19 protein-coding genes are annotated in these 19,026 nt (G+C 52.2%); 8 read left to right on the forward strand and 11 right to left on the reverse strand.

Going from position 1 to position 19,026, the window contains the following annotated elements; all coding sequences use genetic code 11:
* Positions 1-73: 73 nt before the first annotated feature.
* Positions 74-1,156 (reverse strand): ABC transporter substrate-binding protein, encoded by a 1,083-nt coding sequence (locus NSQ24_RS25135; RefSeq protein WP_339166858.1) that lies wholly within the window; start codon positions 1,154-1,156, stop codon positions 74-76.
* A 412-nt stretch (positions 1,157-1,568) separates the two neighbouring features.
* The gene (locus tag NSQ24_RS25140) at positions 1,569-1,916 is read right to left on the reverse strand and encodes a hypothetical protein (RefSeq protein ID WP_003388668.1); all 348 of its coding nucleotides are present in this window, start codon (positions 1,914-1,916) and stop codon (positions 1,569-1,571) included.
* Positions 1,917-3,317: 1,401 nt separating this feature from the next.
* On the opposite strand from NSQ24_RS25140, the gene NSQ24_RS25145 reads away from it, so the two are divergent.
* Both NSQ24_RS25145 and NSQ24_RS25150 read left to right on the forward strand, forming a co-directional pair.
* Positions 3,318-4,262 (forward strand): YafY family protein, encoded by a 945-nt coding sequence (locus tag NSQ24_RS25145; RefSeq protein WP_171506139.1) that lies wholly within the window; start codon positions 3,318-3,320, stop codon positions 4,260-4,262.
* Between the two features lie 76 nt (positions 4,263-4,338).
* Positions 4,339-4,917 (forward strand): DinB family protein, encoded by a 579-nt coding sequence (locus NSQ24_RS25150; RefSeq protein WP_122958018.1) that lies wholly within the window; start codon positions 4,339-4,341, stop codon positions 4,915-4,917.
* Positions 4,918-5,127: 210 nt separating this feature from the next.
* On the opposite strand, the gene NSQ24_RS25155 is transcribed toward NSQ24_RS25150, so the two are convergent.
* The 3 genes from NSQ24_RS25155 to NSQ24_RS25165 all read right to left on the reverse strand — a co-directional run bounded on the left by NSQ24_RS25155 (position 5,128) and on the right by NSQ24_RS25165 (position 7,274).
* Positions 5,128-6,114 carry a lipoate--protein ligase gene (locus tag NSQ24_RS25155; protein ID WP_003388672.1) on the reverse strand — a complete coding sequence of 329 codons (987 nt, stop codon included), beginning with the start codon at positions 6,112-6,114 and terminating at the stop codon, positions 5,128-5,130.
* Positions 6,115-6,330: 216 nt separating this feature from the next.
* The gene (locus NSQ24_RS25160) at positions 6,331-6,537 is read right to left on the reverse strand and encodes a YwbE family protein (protein WP_024983014.1); all 207 of its coding nucleotides are present in this window, start codon (positions 6,535-6,537) and stop codon (positions 6,331-6,333) included.
* Positions 6,538-6,662: 125 nt separating this feature from the next.
* Positions 6,663-7,274, reverse strand: a complete 612-nt coding sequence (locus NSQ24_RS25165) for a class I SAM-dependent methyltransferase (protein WP_024983015.1) — start codon at positions 7,272-7,274, stop codon at positions 6,663-6,665.
* Positions 7,275-7,462: 188 nt separating this feature from the next.
* Between NSQ24_RS25165 and NSQ24_RS25170 the strand changes: the two genes are divergently transcribed.
* A complete protein-coding gene (locus tag NSQ24_RS25170; protein WP_003388675.1) occupies positions 7,463-7,942 on the forward strand; it encodes a CarD family transcriptional regulator in 480 nt (159 codons plus the stop codon).
* Between the two features lie 229 nt (positions 7,943-8,171).
* On the opposite strand, the gene NSQ24_RS25175 is transcribed toward NSQ24_RS25170, so the two are convergent.
* Both NSQ24_RS25175 and NSQ24_RS25180 read right to left on the reverse strand, forming a co-directional pair.
* The gene (locus tag NSQ24_RS25175; RefSeq protein WP_003388676.1) at positions 8,172-9,089 is read right to left on the reverse strand and encodes a hypothetical protein; all 918 of its coding nucleotides are present in this window, start codon (positions 9,087-9,089) and stop codon (positions 8,172-8,174) included.
* A complete protein-coding gene (locus tag NSQ24_RS25180) occupies positions 9,064-9,648 on the reverse strand; it encodes an RNA polymerase sigma factor (protein ID WP_251247251.1) in 585 nt (194 codons plus the stop codon). The genes NSQ24_RS25175 and NSQ24_RS25180 overlap by 26 nt, the downstream gene beginning before the upstream one ends.
* Positions 9,649-9,826: 178 nt before the next feature.
* Between NSQ24_RS25180 and NSQ24_RS25185 the strand changes: the two genes are divergently transcribed.
* The 5 genes from NSQ24_RS25185 (at position 9,827) to NSQ24_RS25205 (ending at position 15,489) form a co-directional block, all read left to right on the forward strand.
* A complete protein-coding gene (locus tag NSQ24_RS25185; RefSeq protein ID WP_031932498.1) occupies positions 9,827-11,452 on the forward strand; it encodes an AraC family transcriptional regulator in 1,626 nt (541 codons plus the stop codon).
* Between the two features lie 85 nt (positions 11,453-11,537).
* Positions 11,538-12,557, forward strand: coding sequence for an ABC transporter substrate-binding protein (locus tag NSQ24_RS25190; protein WP_024983017.1), 1,020 nt, complete (start codon positions 11,538-11,540; stop codon positions 12,555-12,557).
* A 10-nt stretch (positions 12,558-12,567) separates the two neighbouring features.
* Entirely contained in the window at positions 12,568-13,575 is a 1,008-nt protein-coding gene (locus tag NSQ24_RS25195) for an iron ABC transporter permease (protein WP_003388681.1), read from the forward strand.
* A complete protein-coding gene (locus tag NSQ24_RS25200) occupies positions 13,568-14,593 on the forward strand; it encodes an iron ABC transporter permease (RefSeq protein ID WP_338463127.1) in 1,026 nt (341 codons plus the stop codon). The genes NSQ24_RS25195 and NSQ24_RS25200 overlap by 8 nt, the downstream gene beginning before the upstream one ends.
* A gap of 65 nt (positions 14,594-14,658) precedes the next feature.
* The gene (locus NSQ24_RS25205; RefSeq protein WP_338463452.1) at positions 14,659-15,489 is read left to right on the forward strand and encodes an alpha/beta hydrolase; all 831 of its coding nucleotides are present in this window, start codon (positions 14,659-14,661) and stop codon (positions 15,487-15,489) included.
* Between the two features lie 277 nt (positions 15,490-15,766).
* Here the strand turns inward: NSQ24_RS25205 and NSQ24_RS25210 are convergent, their stop codons facing one another.
* From NSQ24_RS25210 to NSQ24_RS25225, 4 genes are all read right to left on the reverse strand, one after another.
* The gene (locus tag NSQ24_RS25210) at positions 15,767-16,558 is read right to left on the reverse strand and encodes an ABC transporter permease (RefSeq protein WP_279041643.1); all 792 of its coding nucleotides are present in this window, start codon (positions 16,556-16,558) and stop codon (positions 15,767-15,769) included.
* Positions 16,559-16,563: 5 nt separating this feature from the next.
* Entirely contained in the window at positions 16,564-17,337 is a 774-nt protein-coding gene (locus NSQ24_RS25215; RefSeq protein WP_024983022.1) for an ABC transporter ATP-binding protein, read from the reverse strand.
* A 4-nt stretch (positions 17,338-17,341) separates the two neighbouring features.
* Positions 17,342-18,403 (reverse strand): ABC transporter substrate-binding protein, encoded by a 1,062-nt coding sequence (locus NSQ24_RS25220; protein ID WP_003388687.1) that lies wholly within the window; start codon positions 18,401-18,403, stop codon positions 17,342-17,344.
* 84 nt (positions 18,404-18,487) lie between these two features.
* Positions 18,488-18,988 carry a DinB family protein gene (locus NSQ24_RS25225; RefSeq protein ID WP_172920890.1) on the reverse strand — a complete coding sequence of 167 codons (501 nt, stop codon included), beginning with the start codon at positions 18,986-18,988 and terminating at the stop codon, positions 18,488-18,490.
* Positions 18,989-19,026 lie beyond the last annotated feature (38 nt).

Genomic DNA, 19,026 nt, shown 5'->3' on the forward strand with positions numbered 1-19,026 from the left:
GCGTTTACTTGTCCTTTTGACAGAAAAACAAGGGCATATGTGTGTGATATACCCTTGTTTTCGTCTTAGCGATCTATTGGGCGATTTCCCGGTTCCAGCGGTCAATCCATGCTTTGGATTGCTCGTTTACGGCCTTCATGTCCAGCTTGCGCAGCTTGCCGATGACCTCTGCACCGTAGGTGACGCCTTTTGCTTCCTCGTCGGAAAGCTGTACGTTCGTATTTACAGGAGAATCGACTTTGGCTTTCGCCGATTTTTCCTGGACTTCCTTGCTCAACTGCCAGTTGATGAACGCTTCGGCCAGCTCTTTGTTCTTGCTTCCCTTGACGACGTTCACGGTGTTCATGACCGCGTAGCCGCCTTCCTCAGGGGATACGAATTTTGCTTCCGGTACGGCAGCCTGGATGTCCTTGAAGTACATTTCCATGATCGGACCGATTGCGATTTCGCCTTGGCTAAACATGTTCACATATTCGGAAGTTTTGTCGTAGTATTTTACGACGCCCGGATTCACTTCTTTTACCTTGGCAAACGCCTTGTCTTCATTGAATGCTTCGCTGCCCGCTACAATTGAAGCAGCGTCCAGCAGCATTGGACCGGTGGTCGACGTGATGTTCGGCAGTGTCAGTTTGCCGGCCATCTCCGGATTCCACAGGTCTTTCCAGAATTTCACCTCGGTCTTGATGACGGTCGGATTATAGGCAATGCCAAATTGGCCGATGGTATAGGCTGGGCCGTAGTCCTCGCCCAGCGGCGCTTTGGCGATGTCGTAGATTTGGTCAATGTTCGGGATCTTGCTGCGGTCGATTTTTTCAAACAGACCGGCATCGATGCCCTGCTGAGCATAGTAGTCGGAGAGGTAGATGACGTCTACTTGCGAGCTGCCCTGGCGGATTTTATTGAGTCGTTCCGCATTGTTTCCGATTTCCACGACGATTTTTACGTTGTGTTCTTTTTCAAACGGCTCGTACACTTCTTTGCGGAAAAAGTCCTCGGAGAAGCCCCACGTAGAGATAACCAGCTTTTTCGGTTCGCCTTTGTTTGAACCGCCTGCTGCTCCGTTTTCCGCTTGTCCGTTTCCTCCGCCGCATCCGGCCAAAGCCGCGGACAACAGGGAAATGGTCAGAAAGCCACCAAACAGTTTCGTTTTCTTCATCGCTATATTCCTCCACCCATTGCGTTATTCACTAAAATCGAACATTAATATAATAACATCAAAATACGTTCGTTTTTTTAATTGTTTTTTAGTAAAAAAAAACAAAATAATGCTTATCATTGTCCTGTTTGCTAATCTTCAGTTGTGTTTGGGTTCGCTCGGCTGCGTTTTTCTACGTTTTGTTTTGCTTCATTTCGCTTGTTTATCTTGCGCTGCAGTCTCACCGCCTTGCCATTTGTATTTTTTTGCCAAATAGAAAAAGAAAAGTACCCTTGGTAGAAAACTTGCTTTCTAACAAGAGCACTTTTCTTTGTAAACAAAGAACAGTGACGCCCGTTTCAGCCACGCTCCGGTCATCTCTTAAGATAGATCAAAAGGGATAATCCGTTCACTGGCGGTTTCACGTATTCGATTATGGCGACTCCAACAAAATCACATTGGTGATCGCCCACAACGTCGGTGCATCATAATCCCGCAAGACTGCCTCAATGCGCAGACCCATCTCTTCCTCCAGCCGCTCGCGGAGTCTCTTTTTGTACAAAAGCGACATCCGGAAATCGACTTCCAGCTTGAGCGTTGGGGCTTCACCTTCCAACGCTGCTGAACGAGGCGACCTGCGATGCTTGGCTTGAAAGGTAATGATCTGCTTGTCAATCTCCACTCGCAAGAGCGTTGTGCCAAATCCGAATAATTCCTTGGAGATCTCGTTGTAGATATGGCTCAGCTTTTTTTTACTCTCATTCGAGTCCAGTAGGCTCATGATATCACCTGCTAGAGCGATGTTCAGGTATATTCATTGTCCTCATTATACATATGATCTTGTCTTCGGGCAAGTAAACATTCGTATTTTCACACAAATAATAGACGATGCGCAGCTTTATCATTCGGAATGGGGGATTTATTCTGAGGCTTTATCCTGGCTTTATCCTGGTGTGTACCTGCTTTATGAGGATAGCCGTTGCTGTCGTGAAAACCTGTATAAGCAACGGGACTGCAGGGAAAGAAGCATGTTCCCAGACTCACTTCGGCTCCGCCCTGCGAGGAAGCTAAACTGTCCGCTTCGCAAGCAATCGCGGGAAAGCGCAAAACGACGCGCAGCTTCGAAGCTTATTCATAGGTTGCGCTTTGTTTCCCCGCGATTGCTTGCGAAGCTGGGCAGGGCTCCACAGGCGTTCGTCTGGGAACATGCTTCTTTGACGAGTAGGGGGTTTGCTTCGGGTTTTTGCTTGGGGAGTCTTAAGGGAGGTAACGGATTTTGTAGGAAACTCAGGATGAGAAGGGAGTCTGAAGTGTTCAAGGATGACGGCTTATCCGATGGTTGAGATATGATCTGATGGCGAAGAAGGTGGACGCTTGCATAATAAGAATAAGGTTGCAATTCTGATTCAGACTCGGAATTCATTTCTTATTCCTCTGTCCTTTATCCTTCCCTCTTTGATTTACCCGGAAAAAATGTCTGAACGAACCCCAAAGCTGTAGAGATGAAAAAGCAGAAAAACGCGAAGGTCTTTGGGACACCTCCCAGGCGAAACGGAGAAAGCGGAACACGCTTTCAGCGTCCAACTCTGTGGAGCTTCCCTGAGTCGCTGCTTTTGGACGCGGTTCCGCTTTTGGAGTGGAGCCGGACAGTGAATCCACCTAGCAGTGTCCCACCGAACCTTGAGCGTTTTTCTGCTTTTTCATCTCCTCCACCAAAGCCCGACCAACGTCTTTTCTAGGTAACCTCTCTGAAATCAGGTTCAGACTCATTTTCCGTTCCTTTTTCCGATTATCTTTTCCCCCTTTGGTTAACCGGAAAAAATGTCAAAACGAACCCCAAAGCTGTAGAGATGAAAAAGCAGAAAAACGCGAAGGTCTTTGGGACACCTCCCAGGCGGAGCGGAGAAAGCGGAACACGCTTTTAGCGTCCAACTCTGAGGAGCTTCCCCGAGTCGCTGCTTTTGGACGCGGTTCCGCTTTTGGAGTGGAGCCGGACAGTGAGTCTTCCAAGCAGTGTCCCACCGAACCTTGAGCGTTTTTCTGCTTTTTCATCTCCTCCACCAAAGTCCGGTCAGTGCCCTTTCGGGCTATACCCATTGGAAAGAAAAGAGCCCCCAGTTGCCAGATGCCGACCAACCGATTACAGTGAAGGAAAATCACCTGCGGAGGGAAGCTGAACACGATGAACAAGACGGACCGCCTGCTCGCCATCGTACTCGAATTGCAGCGTAAAGGAACATTGCGTGCCGAAGATCTGGCAGCCATTTTCGAAACAAGCGTAAGAACCATCTACCGCGATGTCCAGGCGCTGTCAGAGGCTGGCGTTCCGATTGTCGGCGCTCCCGGGCAGGGATATTCCTTGATGGAGGGCTACTTTTTGCCGCCGCTTCATTTTTCGGCGGACGAAGCGGTAACCCTGCTGCTCGGACTCGACTTCGTCGAACAGCAGCTCGATCCGCTCTATCTCGCCAAAGCGAAAGCCTCGCGCAAAAAAATCGAAGCGATCCTGCCCCAAGCTGTACAGCGGGAAGTGGAGAAGACGCGATCCGGCATGAAACTGCTCACCGCCCAATCGGCAGCAGATGCCGATTCCCGGACGATGCTGCAATTGCTCCGTCAAGCAATACAAGAGGAAAGGAAAGTGCGGTTTCTCTATACGAAAAAGCTACCTGAAGCAGATGGAAATCGCCAAAACCTCCGTACCGTCGCTCCTTATGGCTTGGTATTCGTAAACGGCTCATGGGGACTGCTCGGGTACTGCGAGCTGCGGGCGGACATCCGCCGTTTTCTCGTAAAGCGAATGCGTGATCTTACCCTGTTGGATGAAAAAGCGGTGCGGCCTCCCGATTTCAATCTGCAGGACTATACCCCGGCAGATGACCGAACTATGACAATCACTGTCCGCATTGCGCATGACGTTTCCGACAAGGCAAGGGAATCGCGTTTCTATTATATAGACGCTATTCAAGACCATCCGGACGGCCTGCTCGTCACGCTCCGGGTCCGGCAGCCCGAGGAAGTGCTGCCATGGGTGCTCGGCTGGGGAAGCAAAGCGGTGGTCGTCGAGCCGGAATCGTTTCGGCTGCACGTGCGTAAAGAAATCGAAAACATGCTGAAACACTACTGACATACTGCTGTCAGGAGCGCTCTCGTATAGTAAGGATAGTAGATCGAGAAAACGAGAGGAGCTGTCTGATATGCTTATGAATACGAAAGAGACATTGAAAAAAATGGAGGAAATCACGGAGCTGTACGTGAGGGAACTGGACCGCTATGATATGGAGCAGCTCACCCGCAAACCAAGTGAAGACGAATGGTCCCTCGGACAAATGTATATGCATTTGATCCGCGCCGCCCTGTTCATGCAGCTTCGCCACGTGGATACCTTCAAAGCGCAGAGCGAGCAGATTGAAGCCGCAAACGGCGAAGCTGGCAGCGAGTCCTTGTCAGGCGGAGATACGCCAGGAGAAAAAACGGAAGCAGGGCAAGCGGTATTTGCCCAAGGCAGCCTCCCTCCTGTGCGCATTCGTGTCCCGGCCTCCCCGGAATATACGCCTCCGCAGCCGGAGAGCAAGGAGCAGCTTGCAGAAGGATTGCGCCAGGTTTTAAGCAAGATGCGCGAGCTGGAGCCGGTTTTGGCTGACATTTCTCCCGTCTTTACGGCTCCCCATCCAGCCTTTGGCCACTTGAATGCGACGGAGTGGTTCGCCATCGTAGAGATGCACTACCGCCACCACCTGCGGCAAAAAGAACGTCTGGATGCTCTGCTGATGCAGGTATGACCGACTGCTGCGAGAGACCGGCCGGAAGAAACTGAGGCACACGGTCCGAAGGCATGGGACCAACTCCAAGTGCCCAATAAGCAAAAAAGGCTCTTTCCTCGACACACGTTTCGCCGGGAAAGAGCCTTCCGCTTTTTTAAGACGTTCACTTGCTTCGAGTATGATACAGCACCCATGCGGCAGGACTCGGGCTATTGCCGCCCCTCCTCGCTACAGCACCATCTCCAGCCATTCCTCTTTGGTGACCGGCCCGAAATAATACGCGAGATCCAACGTATCCAGCACCTGCTCCAGTGCTTCCCGGTCATACCTTACACCCACCAGCTTGTCCGTAAACTCCGAAGTTTCGCCCAAGCCAAAGAAGTCTCCATAGACGGAGGCAGATTTGATCAATCCCTTTTCCACGTACAGACGGACATCGAAGGTCCCTGAGCCAAGCCGCTTCACCCGCTTGACGTTGAAAGCCGGCGACTTGCCGTAGTTCCAGTCCCAGTTCCGGTAGCGCTCCGCCGAGATCTGGTCGATGCGTTTCCAGTCTGCTTCAGTCAGTACATACTGCTGCACTTGTGATCCGGCAAAAATCGAGTTGAGAATGTGCTGCCGAAATTGTTCGATGCTCATCGGCTCACGCAAAAACTCGGAAATGTTGGCCACGCGGCTGCGAACCGATTTTACCCCTTTGGATTTGAACTTTTCCGGGTTCACATTCAAGGCTGAGGCTACATTTTCCATCTGGGAGTCAAACAGCAGGGTCCCGTGCGTAAACATGCGCCCTTTGGTGGAAAACTGGGCGTTGCCGGAAATTTTCCGCTCCCCTACCTGAATGTCGTTGCGTCCCGTCAGTTCAGCTTCGACGCCCAGCTCGTTCAGCGCTTTTACGACCGGCTCCGTGAACTTGCGGTAGTTGTGAAAGGAGTTCCCGTCGTCATTGGTGATAAAGCTGAAATTGAGATTGCCCAGATCGTGGTAGACAGCCCCTCCACCGGACAGGCGGCGGACGACGTGAATGCCGTTCTTGGCTACATAGTCGGCATTGATCTCTTCGGCCGTATTCTGGTTCTTGCCGATGATAATAGACGGTTCATTTATGTAGAAAAGCAGGTAGTCGTGATCGGCGGGGAGATATTTCAATGCGTATTCTTCGATGGCCAGATTGATCCTGGGGTCGGTTATGTTTTGATTGTCGATGAAAAGCATCAGGCTTGTCCTCCTGTCACTCTTTTGTCTTTTGCTTTTATTTCTGCCTCTGTCGAAGGCCGGGAAAACGGATGCACTCTCTTGTACTATAACCGATCCGGCCCTTTTTTCCTATGAGTCTGCTCTCTGTATGGCACACTCTCTGTCACTTCCAGGCAAAAAAAAAGAGAAGCGTCCGGCCTCTCTTTAAAACGAACGCCCCTCCGCGTCCGTTTGTCATTGTTTTTCAGAGGACACGATCGTCTTCACTCTGCCGACCTGCCCATCCTGCAAGCGAACCTTTATCCCGTGCGGGTGAGCCGGAGAATTGGTCAGAAGATCTTTGACGATCCCCCGCGTCGTCTTTCCGGTGCGTTGATCCTGTTTGAGAACGATCTCGACCTCAAGTCCCGGATATATGTTTTTTCGCTGCTGCCCCGCCAGGCTGGTTGGCAGCGGTTGATTCGCTTTGTCTGCCATTGTTCGCAAAACCTCCAGTTGTCTGTATCCTTCCTTGTCTTACAGCCTTCTTTTGAACCTGCTCTGTCGACAAGCTCAACCCAACATCCTCACTTCGTGCAAACCGCCACTCCGATAAAATAACGAACGCCGTTTCTCGGCTTCTCAAAGGTAACACCCCGCTGATAGTAGATGTCTACATCTGAGAAACGGACAAACAGCTCCTGGAACTCTTCCGGCGTCAGCTGATGGACATGAAAAGGCTCGCTGGTCGGCATGCCTCTCCCCCGTCCGAACGGACTGGACAAAACAAGCGTCCCGCCCGGCTTCAGCAGACGATAAAGCTGGTCCATGAACCGAACGTCATCCGCTACATGCTCAATCGTTTCGAAACTGAGGATCGTATCAAACATCCCGAGCTTTTCCGGCAGGTGCGGGTCAAGCGCATCGCCCTGCTGATAGACAACCTTTTGGTGATTGTACTCCCGATTGGCATACTCGACCGTTTCCGGATCAATATCCACCCCGACAATCTCGGTGACTTCGCGCTTTCGGTCCTTGGCCACCATATGACAGCCATATCCAGTGCCGCATGCCAAATCCAACACCCTTCCGCGGATGTACGGAGTGGCGAAATAATAGCGGGCGATGTGCTCCAGCAGCATGCCATTTGTCGGCTTTAGCAGCTTGGGGATAATCCTTTCTCCTGTCCATGAAAGCATACCCGTCACCCCTTCCTGCATGATTTTCTCCCATCTTACCGCATTCACAGGCAAATTCATAGAAACGGCTCGGAAAGCACCCAAAGTCATTATTGACATAAAATATTTTCATGTGGTAAGATTATTTATTTTTACCGAATATCAAATTTGTGTTATACTAGATGTATTACAAGATCGGGGGTGGGGTTATGTTTCACATTGGCGACAAGATTTTTTATCCGATCCACGGAGCCGGAGTGATCGAAGCCATTGTTGAGAAAGAATTTCTCGGCGAAAAACAGCCATACTTTGTTTTGGACATGTTGCTTCGAGAACTGCAAATCATGGTCCCGCTGCACAAGATGGACGATCTGAACATTCGCCCGATTGTAGAAGAGCATACACTGGAAGCTGCTTTTGTCGCCCTGAACGAGGGAGAGCCTGACTTGAGCGTCACCGCTGCCCAGAGACACCGCATCAATATGGAGAAGATCAAACGCGGGGATATTTACGAGGAGGCCGAAGTCATCCGCGATCTGACCTGGATCTCGAGAACAAAGGTGCTCGGCACAGGAGACAAGCTTATGCTCGATCAGGCACAGCAATTATTCATCAGCGAAGTAGAACTCGTCAAAGGGATTGCAACAGAAGAAGCATCCGCCCTATTGATGCAGGCCATTCATCGGTAATTTATCACTGGCTATAGCAATACCCTCCACTACCTCAACGAACCTGTGAGGCAGTTTTTTTATGCGATACGCAAACAGGGGCTCCCCTCGTCTTTTCAGACATGAGGGAAAGCCCCTTTTTTCTATGTTTTTTGATAGACCATGCAGTATTGTTCCAGATCGCTGTTTGGCCATTTGATGATGTCCACGATCGCGAACTGGTTTTGTAAAAATTTTGGGTCAGGAGAGATTATTTCACGAGCTTTTCCGCGATGGCGAGCAAGTCTTCCTTAGCAATGTCCGGGGAAGAAGTCGATACAAAGACCATCAATTTTTTATCTTCCTTGTAAAATTGAATGGACTTGTCAACCCTTACTACACTTCCGTTTTCTCCCTTGAGATTAGTCAGTTGGTAAAGGGCCTCCTGGCCGCCTACTTTTACATTTTCCACAGTATCGTCCGGGCCTGCTTCCGCGGCAGAATACTTGACTTTTTCAAAGTTCTCGATTCTTACCGTAACGTCACCTTTGCTATTGGAATAGGTACCTGCTATCAGCTGGAATGTCGGTTCCACCTTCAGTTCTTTTACGATGACATCCTTCTTTGTTTCCTCTGCCTCTTTATAAAAGTCTTCCTTGTTGTAGTCACGAATGACTTCGTGTTGAACCGAACCATCTTTAAACGTGAAACCGCCTGCCAATTCGGCCGGGAAAGTAAACTTGTCTCCCGCCTCCTTCTGTATTACTGCCCGGTCAGTCGAGGTAATCGGGATCTGGAAGAAGCTCACGATCTTATTCGGATTGTCCGGGACGATATAGACCGCAGCAGCATTGCCCGGTTTGACAGATTCACGGACTTCATTGAACAATTGGCTGTAGGTTTTATGCTGACCCTCTCCCGGTTCTGCTGTCGTGTGGGTGATCTGCGATACGACTTCGCCTTTTTCATTTTTCAACTCGTACACTTTTACCGCCCCATACGCTGTTGTCACACTGAATACCATACACGCCGCAATGATCAATCCCATTCTTTTTTTCACTCGAAATTCCTCCTTTTTATTTTGCCGCTCGCGCAAACGATCCAGCACCTGATCCTTGACATCAATCTGGGGAACTGGTGTATCCGTTATCAGCTGTTTGACTTCATCGAATGAGTCTGAACGCTTCACTCATTTCCCCACCTTTCTGCGAAATTAGTTGGTTTTTGCACTTTTTCATTGCCCGCTCGTATCGTTTTCTCAAGGTTGCCGGCTTTTCTTGGAAAAGAACAGATAACTCCTCATAGCCTTTTTCTTCGATTACCCGTAAAAGGATCAAATTTCGTTCCTCCGGGGATAGAGTCGATAACGCCCGATGGAGGGGAGCGCTCAACTGGCCCTGTTCCACCCGGGCTGCTCCTTCCTCTCGGTCATCCGCCGGCACCCGATTGTTCAAAAAGGGAACCAGGCGGTAAAGCCGCTTTCGCTTGATCAGGTTGAGACAGTGATGATAGGCAATCTTGTAGACCCATGCGGAAAAGGAAACCACTTCCGTGTACTTTTCCAGGTTTTCATAGGCTTTTATGAAAACCTCCTGAACCGCGTCCTCCGCCTCCTGCCGATGCCCGAGCATGTGATAGCAATAAGTGAAAATAGGCTGCTGCAATTGCTCAATGACCATTCCGAACCCTTCAAGCGAACCGGAGGCCTTGATCTCCACGACAAGCCGCTCGATTTGCTCTTTATCCAAGAGCTTTTCACCCCCTTTTGCCCTTCTATAACAATCAACGATCGCACTTTGTGACCGTATCCGAAAAATTTTTTTCGTTTGCAAAAACTGTCTACTGGCAATTGACCATAAAAGTGCGTCTATGCTAACGTAAGGTAGTGATAATGATTATCATTATTGAAATTTGGAGGTTTCCAGCTTGGAATATACCCCTGACCATACACAATCTGTCCAAAACATTTTAAACGACCTGTGGCTGAAGCTGCAGAGCGCCGAACTGATTCGCGTCGGCAGGATGGAACAACAGCTCATCGAGTCGCATATTCTCTTCGTCTCCAAAGCCGGAGAGGGGCGTTTGATGATCGATTTTCACGATTACCGATTGCGTCCGGATGCGATTCATTTCGCTTATCCCGGTCAAACCATCGGGGTGTTTGCCGAGTCTGAAAAGGAAGTCGAGCTATATGCGGTCAGATTCGCGGTTTTGGAAGACACAAAGACCGCTGCTGTCTTCCCCTTGGCGGGCGAGGTGCCGGTTTACCCCGAGCCCAAGGCTTTGCTGCTGTGCGATCTGGTTACCGCTTGTTTTCGCAGCGACCAACCGTTGGAACATTTTCGCGGGCAATCGGCGTTTTTGGAGCTGATGTATGTGCTGCTGAAAAAGATCCGGCTTCTCCCCGAGCGGGACCCGCGAACAACGCTGGACAGCATCAAGACGTATATCGAAGCTCACTACCAGCAGAATCTGACGATTGAACAGTTGGCCCGCATGGCCGACATCAGTCCGAAGTACTTTGTCGACCTGTTTAAAAAGACGTACGGAAAAAGCTGCATCGACTACCTGACAGAGGTGAGGATCAACAACGCCAAACGGCTCATGCTGCAATCCGATATTCGCCTTCGCGATCTTGCCCACCAGGTAGGCTATAGCGACGAGTTCTACTTTAGCCGAAAGTTCAAGAAAGTGGTAGGAGTTTCCCCCAGCATTTACATAAAAAACCGCCGCCGGAAAATCGTTGCCTATACTCCGTCCATTCTCGGACATTTGCTCGCGCTGCAGATCACGCCCTACGCCGCACCCCTCCACCCGAAATGGACGCATTACTACCATCGGCGGTATCGGGCGGATATTCCGCTGCACCTGAGCGCCTATCGGTTCAACCGGGACTGGGAATCCAATGTGGAAATGCTCGCCCATGCCAAGCCGGATATCATCGTGTGCGACAAGGACAGCCTGCACACCAGGGAGCGGGAAGAGCTGGAGCAAATCGCGCAGATCCTCTACATACCCGGAGCGGGGATGCACTGGCGGGATCAACTGAAGCTGACGGCCCAGTTGTTGGGGGCGGAGCATGAAGCCGACTGCTGGCTGCGCAGCTACGACCAAAAGACAAAGTCCGCCAGGGAGCGGCTACATCGGGAACTGAAGGATGACAAAGTGCTCGCCATGAGTATCTACAAAAAAAGCTTCTACGTATCTCCGGCTCGCGGGATGATGGATGTCCTCCGCCGCGATTTGATGCTGAACGTCATTCCCGGCCCGCGTCCTGACGAACACCGGCAAGCCATTTCCGTGGAGCAATTGGCCGATCTGGACCCCGATCATATTTTGGTCAACGTTTGCCAGGAGCCGGAATCGCTTGGGGAATGGCACCATTTGCAATCGTCCGCAGTTTGGCGGGATTTGAAGGCCGTCCGCAAGAACCGGGTGCATCTCATCTCCTCCGACCCGTGGCGAGAATACTCCGCCTATGCCTGCGACCGAATGGTGGACGACCTTTTGATGCGGCTGCATGGAGATCGTCCAAATGATTTCCGGATATAGTCCATGTTCCGTTCGCGGGAGCTGGTTTATACTCATTGTTGAGAATGATTATCAAACGCATTTCCTGGAGAGGAGAAAAGCAACGATGCTCAAAAAATATTGTGCGGTACTGTTCGTTTCCCTGATGGCAGCGGCGCTTGCGGCATGCGGAGCCGACAAGGCGGCGACAACGGCAAACGGTTCATCGACAAGCCCTGCCGTGGCCCAGGAAGCTGGCGGCAAGCCTGCTGCCAATCCGGCAAACGCTACCGCCGAATCAAGGACAATCCAATATCTCGGGAAAGACTACACGGTTCCGGCTGTCGCCGACCGGATTGTGATCACCGGATCGGTCGAGTCAATGGAGGATGCTCTCGTGCTTGGCGTGAAGCCGGTTGGGGCGATGACGACCGGAGGCAAGTTCGCTCCGGTGTTCGCCGAGATTACCGAAGGAACCGTAGGGATCGGGGAGAAAACACAGCCGGATATCGAGGCGATCTTGAAGCTGAAGCCGGATGTGATTCTGGCCAGCACCAAATTCCCGGCAGAAACCATCGAGAAATTGAACAAAGTCGCTACTACCATTCCGGTCTCCCATATATCGACAGACTGGGAAGCCAATCTGAACCTCTTGGCAGAGCTTGCCGGAAAGCAAGACAAGGCCAAGCAGGTGCTGCAAACCTACAAGGAACAAGTGCAGGAGCTCAAGGAAAAAATCGGGCCGATCTTTAAAGACAAAAAGGTTTTGGCCATTCGCGTCCGGGCAGGCAGCACGTTTATTTATCCGGAATCCGTATTCTTCAACCCGTCCCTTTACGCCGACCTCGGTGCGGAAGCTCCTGCGGAGGTCAAGCAGGCGAAGGCACAGCATCTCATTTCCCTTGAAAAGCTGTCCGAGATGAATCCGGATTATCTGTTCGTCCAATTTGCCGAGAGCGAAAACAAAGACACCCCCCGGGTTTTCGAGGAGTTGCAAAACAACCCGATCTGGAAGAGCATCAACGCCGTTAAAAACGGCAATCTCTTCGTGAATATCGTAGACCCGGTTGCCCAGGGCGGCACAGCCTACAGCAAAGTGGCCTTCCTCAAGGCGGTAAAAGACAGTGGCATCCAGCAGACAAAGTGAGCAGAATACGATGCGTTCAAACAAGCTTGCATCTGCCCTGATCCTGGGGAGCTCGCCGGTTCTCATCGTCCTTGCGATCCTGCTGTCAGTCCTTTATGGGGCCAAGGAGATTGATGTGGATACGATTCGCGATGCGCTGTTCCATTTTGATCCGGGCAATGTCAATCACCAGATTATCATGCACTCCAGATTTCCGAGAGCAATCGGGGCCCTGTTGATCGGGGCCTTCCTGGCTATTTCAGGGGCGATCATGCAGGGGATTACACGAAATTATCTGGCGTCGCCTTCCATTATGGGGGTGACCGACGGTTCGGCTTTTGCCATCACGATCTGCATGGTGTTTATGCCCAACTCGTCCTCGATGGAGATGATTCTCTTTTCCTTTATAGGATCGGCCCTCAGCATCTTTCTTGTTTACACACTGTCCACCCTGCTGCCGGGGGGGCTCTCCCCGGTGCGCATGGCGATTCTGGGGACGATTATCGGCACGTTTTTGAGCAGCGTGGCTACCGCTGTGGCGACCTACTTTCAGGTGTCGCAAAGCATCAGCTTCTGGTACAACGCCCGGCTTCACCAGTTGGACCCGACGCTGGTCAAGCTGGCAGTCCCGTTTGCGGTGGTCGGCATACTGGCAGCGATCTGGCTCTCCAAGTCCATCTCGGTCCTGTCTCTCGGAGAGGAGATCGCCGTCAACCTCGGGCAAAAAACGACCGCTATCAAGTTTATGGCTACCGGAAGCGTGGTCATCCTGACCGGCATATCCGTAGCGCTGGCAGGAAAAATCGGCTTTGTGGGACTCATCGTTCCCCATATCGCCCGCTTTTTGGCCGGCGCCGACTACAGATGGATCATCCCGTGCTCCGGGGTGCTTGGCGGCATCTTTCTGGCGCTATGCGATGTGCTCAGCCGGTTTGTCAACTATCCGTACGAGATGCCGATTGGCGTGGTCACTTCCTTGCTTGGCGTCCCTTTCTTTCTCTATCTGATCCGGACAAGAGGGGGCGAAAAGCGTGCATAATGCTTCCAAAGGCCGTTACGCTGCCGTATTGGCCGCCGGGATCGGCGTGATTCTGGCCGCTGCTTATATCAGCCTGACGAACGGCTCTTTCGATATGACTGTGATGGATATTGTTCGGACGCTTTTGCGTATCGACCCGCAGCCGGAACATGATTTGGTCATCCTTGAGTTTCGTCTGCCGCGCATCGTCATCGCCGTGCTGGTCGGAATCGGGCTTGGCATTGCCGGAGCGGTCATTCAGGGAATTACGCGAAACGGCCTGGCAGATCCCGGCATTTTGGGAATCAATGCGGGGGCAAGCGCGGCCATGGTGATCTTTCTGTTTTTTTATCAGGGACAGGTAAAGGGAACCGGGTGGACGGCGATTTTGACCATGCCGCTTTTCGGGTTGGCTGGCGGTCTTCTGGCGGCCCTCCTGATCTACCTTTTTGCCTGGAAAGACGGGCGGCTGGAGCCGCAGCGCCTGCTTTTGACCGGGATTGCGATCGGTTCCGGGCTCGGTGCGCTCACCCTTTTTCTGACCTTGAAGATGAACGCGAGCGATTTTGAGATGGCAGTCGTCTGGAATTCGGGCAGCATTTACAACGCCAACTGGAAATATATCGCCTCCATCCTCCCGTGGCTGGTCTGTCTGATTCCCGTCATTGTCAGCAAGTCGGCCATCCTCGATGTGTTCAAATTGGACGAAGACATCGTCATCGGCATCGGTGTTTCGTCGGAAAAAGAAAAGGCAATGCTCATCCTGTGCAGCATCGGCATCGTGAGCGCCTGTGTTTCGGTGTCGGGTGGCATCGGTTTTATCGGACTGATGGCTCCCCACATCGCGAAGCGCCTGGTCGGCCATTTCCACCGGCACATGATTCCTGTTTGCGGACTGGTCGGAGCGGCGCTGGTGCTGGTCTCTGACACGATTGGCAAGCTCCTCTTTGCCCCGGCCGAATTGCCGGTCGGAATCGTCATTGCGATCATCGGTGTTCCCTATTTCATCTTTTTGCTTTCCAGAAAAAAAAGCCGTTGAGTCCGAAAAAAATACTGCGAGAGGAAGTAGATACAGTGGAGAGCCAGCAAAAGGAGCTTGAAGAAGTGAACGTGTGGGAAGGCGGAGGCGGGGTCTTTCTTCCCCAAACCGAACAGTACGCCATGCGCTCCAGCGTCAGCAGCCGGGAGTATCGCATTCTCATTTACAGGCCAAGCGAGGCTCCGCCACCCTCGGGGTATCCGGTGATCTATTTGCTCGACGCCAACGCCTTGTTCGCCACGATGGCGGAGGCCGTACGCATTCAGTCCCGCCGCTCCGAGAAGACGGGCGTTTTTCCGGCGGTTATTGTCGGGATCGGCTATCCAGAGGAAGCGCCGTTTCCGCCCGCCCGCTTTTATGATTTTACGATGCCAAGCCCCCTTGCCGAGCTCCCTCCTCGGCCTGATGGGACCGCGTGGCCGGAGCACGGCGGCGCCGAAGCCTTTCTGACTTTCATCGAGGAGGAGCTCAAGCCGAGGATTGAAAGCTGCTGCCCTGTCGATAAAAGCAGACAGGCCATCTTTGGGCACTCTCTTGGCGGTCTTTTTGTCCTGCAAGTCCTGTTCACCCGTCCGCACGCCTTCCAGACTTATATCGCCGGCAGTCCGTCCATCCATTGGAACAAGGCCTTTCTGCTGGAAGCCGAGAAGCAGTTCTCTTCCCTTGCAAAGCAGCAGGCAGTCGGCGACATCGGCATCATGATCGCGGTAGGAGAGCTGGAGAAGGGCCACCAGAGCCGCATGAACGAGAATGCAAAGGAGCTTGCAGAGCGTCTTTCCGCCTTGGCAGACTGCGGGATTCGCACCGAGTACAAGGAGTATGAGGGAGAAGGCCATGTTTCGGTGCTGCCGGGCTTGATCAGCCGCGCCGTGCGGTTTGTATCCCGCCCTTTATAAATGGGGCCGCTTCATAAAAGGGAGCCACTTTTCTTTATAAGCATAACGCCGAAGCCAACTTACCTGGACAACACCGCTACAGCCAGTCCAGCTTCTGCTATACAGGTACAACCATTTGCAGCGGAAAAGGAAAAAGCTGACGTATGCAAACTAGCTTGCAAACGTCAGCTTTTGTTTTCCTCTCAAGCAGCATGGAGGCGGGGACTCACTTTCCTGACAGCCTGACTTACGCTTTTGCTTTGAGTCCGGCCCCTTCGCCAAAGCCGCATCCCTCACATTACTTCCACGGAATCAGCTTTCGCTCCAGCCACTGCAGCGTGCGGTTGAAAATCAGACCGAGCAGGGACAGGAACAGCACGCCCACCATCAGCTTGGTCGTTATCATCAGGTTTCCGTAGTGCAGCACCATGGAACCAATCCCCTGCTGGGCCGCGATCATTTCCGCAGACACCAACAGGAGCAGCGAGGTTCCGGCCGCCAGCTTCAGACCGGCAAAGATCATCGGGAGCGCCCCTGGCAGGATCACTTTTCGGATGACATTGAGATGGTTGGAGCCAAAGGTGACAGCGGCCTTGATCAAAATGGGATCGACCGTTTTCACGCCCGAATACGTATTGATCACGACCGGGAAGAACACCCCGAGTGCGATGATTGCGACCTTGGGCATCTCGCCAATCCCGAACCAGAGGATGATCAGCGGCAGCAGGGCAATTTTCGGAATCGGATAAATCGAATAAACGATAGGGGTCAAAATGGCATCGGCCCACCGGGAGAACCCGAGGATCAGGCCAATCGCGATTCCACAGATCGCTCCGATGGCGTATCCCGCTCCGATCCGGTACATACTGGCCAGCAGATTCTCGATCAGCTCGCCGTTCACGAGCATGTCCCATGCCGCTGTCAAAATAGCGGAGGGAGCAGGCAAAAAGAGCGGGGGTACGATGTTCATCCGGCAGACGATTTCCCACAGTGCCACCAGTCCGGCAATCCCCAGTGCGGCGGCATAGCCCGGAATTTTTTGCTCCAGAAAGGCGACGCGGTTGGTAATGACTTGTCTTTGCTCGTTCATCTTGCTCACCCCTCCTTCAGCGCTTCCTGGGCATCGTGTTTGATCAGCTGCCAGATTTGATCGGCGTATTGCTCGAACTGGCTGCGGTACTCTTCTTTGTCCCTTCCTATTTTCGGAAGGTCAATGCGGATAATCTCCTTGATCTGGCCCGGATGTCTGGACAGGACAATCACCCGGTCAGCCAGGTAAACGGCCTCTTGAATGTTGTGCGTTACATACAGCGTGCTCAGTCTGGTCCGGTCCCAGATCGTCAGCAGCTCCTCCTGCATGAGTGTGCGCGTCTGGGCATCCAGCGCGGAGAAAGGCTCGTCCATCAACAGCAGATCCGGCTCGACCGCAAGCGCTCTGGCGATCCCGGCCCGCTGCCTCATCCCGCCTGAGAGCTGTTTCGGGTACGCCCCTTCAAAGCCCTGCAAGCCGACCATGTCGATGTAGTGCTTGCCCTTTTCCTGCTGCTCCTGTTTGCTGGCGCCGCTCTCTTCCAGTCCGTAGATGACATTTTCATAGACCGTCCGCCACGGAAACAGGGCAATTTCCTGAAAGACAATGCCTAGTTTGGGCTTTTTCCCCTGGGTTCCTTCAAAATAGACCGTCCCGCTGCTGGGCGACATCAAGCCTCCGACGATGTTGAGCAGCGTGGACTTGCCGCAGCCGCTCGGTCCGACCAGCACGACGAACTCCTGCTCTTCAATGGAAAAATTGATGTTCGTAAGCGCGGTCACTTCTCGTTTTTTTGAATCAAGAAACGTCTTGCCGACATCTTCGATGACAATTCTCATGCGATCACTTCCCTAACTTTTGCAAAGCATCTTCCAATAGCTGCGTATTCACGATTTCGCTCGTATCGATCGCTTTGTCGATCAGCTTTTCCTTGGCATACCACTCTACCTGGGTCTTGATGTCGGACTCCAGCAGCTTGCCGTCGCGGTCAATGTAAGGCAATCCTTTTTTGATCATGTCCGGCTCTTGATCGGTGTACTTGGCGATGATTTGGACGACTTCATCGTAATGCTCGCCAGGGACGATCTGTCCGTCTTTCTTTGTGAGAACGGCATCGTAGTAGTAACGGGTCGCTTTTGCGTATGCCTTCAGGAAGCGTTCGGCCACATCCTTGTTCTCAGCCAGCTTCGGAGAGAAGAAGATGCCCGAAGTCTGGTACTCGATCTCGTCGCCTACCTGCGCGATAACTTTGCCGTAGCCCTCGTCTACAACGGTCGAGATATTCGGCTCGTTCAAAAGAACAGCATCCACCTGCTTGCTCTTGAGCGCTTCCATCAATCCTTTGATGCTGTTGAGCGGAACGAGCTCCACGTCGCCAAGGCCAAGGCCATGCTTTTCGAGCATTCTGCCGGCCATGTAATGATAGGTCGATCCGGTCTGTGTAATGCCGATTTTCTTTCCCTTTAATTCTTCGATGCTTTTAAGTGGTGAATCGCCAGGCACTAACAAAGCAGAGGAGGAGTAGCCCTGCTGTTCCCTTCCCTTGTCGGCCACAATCACCAATTTTTGTCCGCCCGAAACCATATTGTACAGGCTAGCTGTAATCCCGGTTGCCCCGACATCCACGCTTCCTGCAGCTGTCGCTACCGCGATCGGCTGAGCAGCTTCAAACCACTTTGCCTGCGCATCAATGTTTTCCTCTTTGAAAAAGCCTTTCTCGATCCCGATAAACAACGGTGCAGAGCTTGTCAGCTTGAGCATCCCGATTTGGACAGTAGCGGCTTCCGCCTTCTGCTGCCCGTTTGATCCTCCGGCTGCGCTTTCCCCTTCCTGCTTTCCACAGCCAGCGAGAGCCAGGGATAGAGTCAATAGAGTGCTTGCAACTAGCATTGCTGATTTCTTCACGTAACGCCCCTCCATGTCGTGATCTTTTGATCGTCGTAAAATTACCATTATATTTCGACAAAGTAACACAAAAAGTGACATAGATCAATGCTTCCAGCTCAATAAATGCTCATCGCCGTCCTGTAAAAGCTTGGTCATGTAGACAATTTGACCTGTATGATACGAATAATGGGCAGTCGTATGGTACAGGATTTCCAGCAAATGACGGGTGTACGAGGCGATTCCCGCGTCCGGCGGATAGACAATCGTCACTTCTCTTTCCATATCTTCTGGCGAGAGCGATTCCAGTATCGCCCGCGTCTGCTGGCGCACGCCTGTCAGCTGCGCCAAAAGCTCGTCCGGACTGACGCCGCCTTCCGCGAGAAATTCTGCCGATCTTTCCCGGATGAACGGCTTTTGGCCGATCCCGCTGACGATGTTTTGATATTCGTTTCCGGCCAGATGCAAACAGAGATTGCCGACGCTGTTGGTGCTCCCGCGCACTTTTTTCCACACCCGCTCCTCCGGCAATCGGTCCAATGCTTTCCTGATCCGTTCCAGCTCCGTGTCCAGCAGCTTCAGTGTTTGGCTGTAAAAACGATGCATGCCTGCTCCCTCTCTTCCCTATGTATTTTGATTCATAC

The sequence above is a fragment of the Brevibacillus sp. FSL L8-0520 genome (genome assembly GCF_037963895.1).
Lineage (GTDB): Bacteria > Bacillota > Bacilli > Brevibacillales > Brevibacillaceae > Brevibacillus > Brevibacillus borstelensis.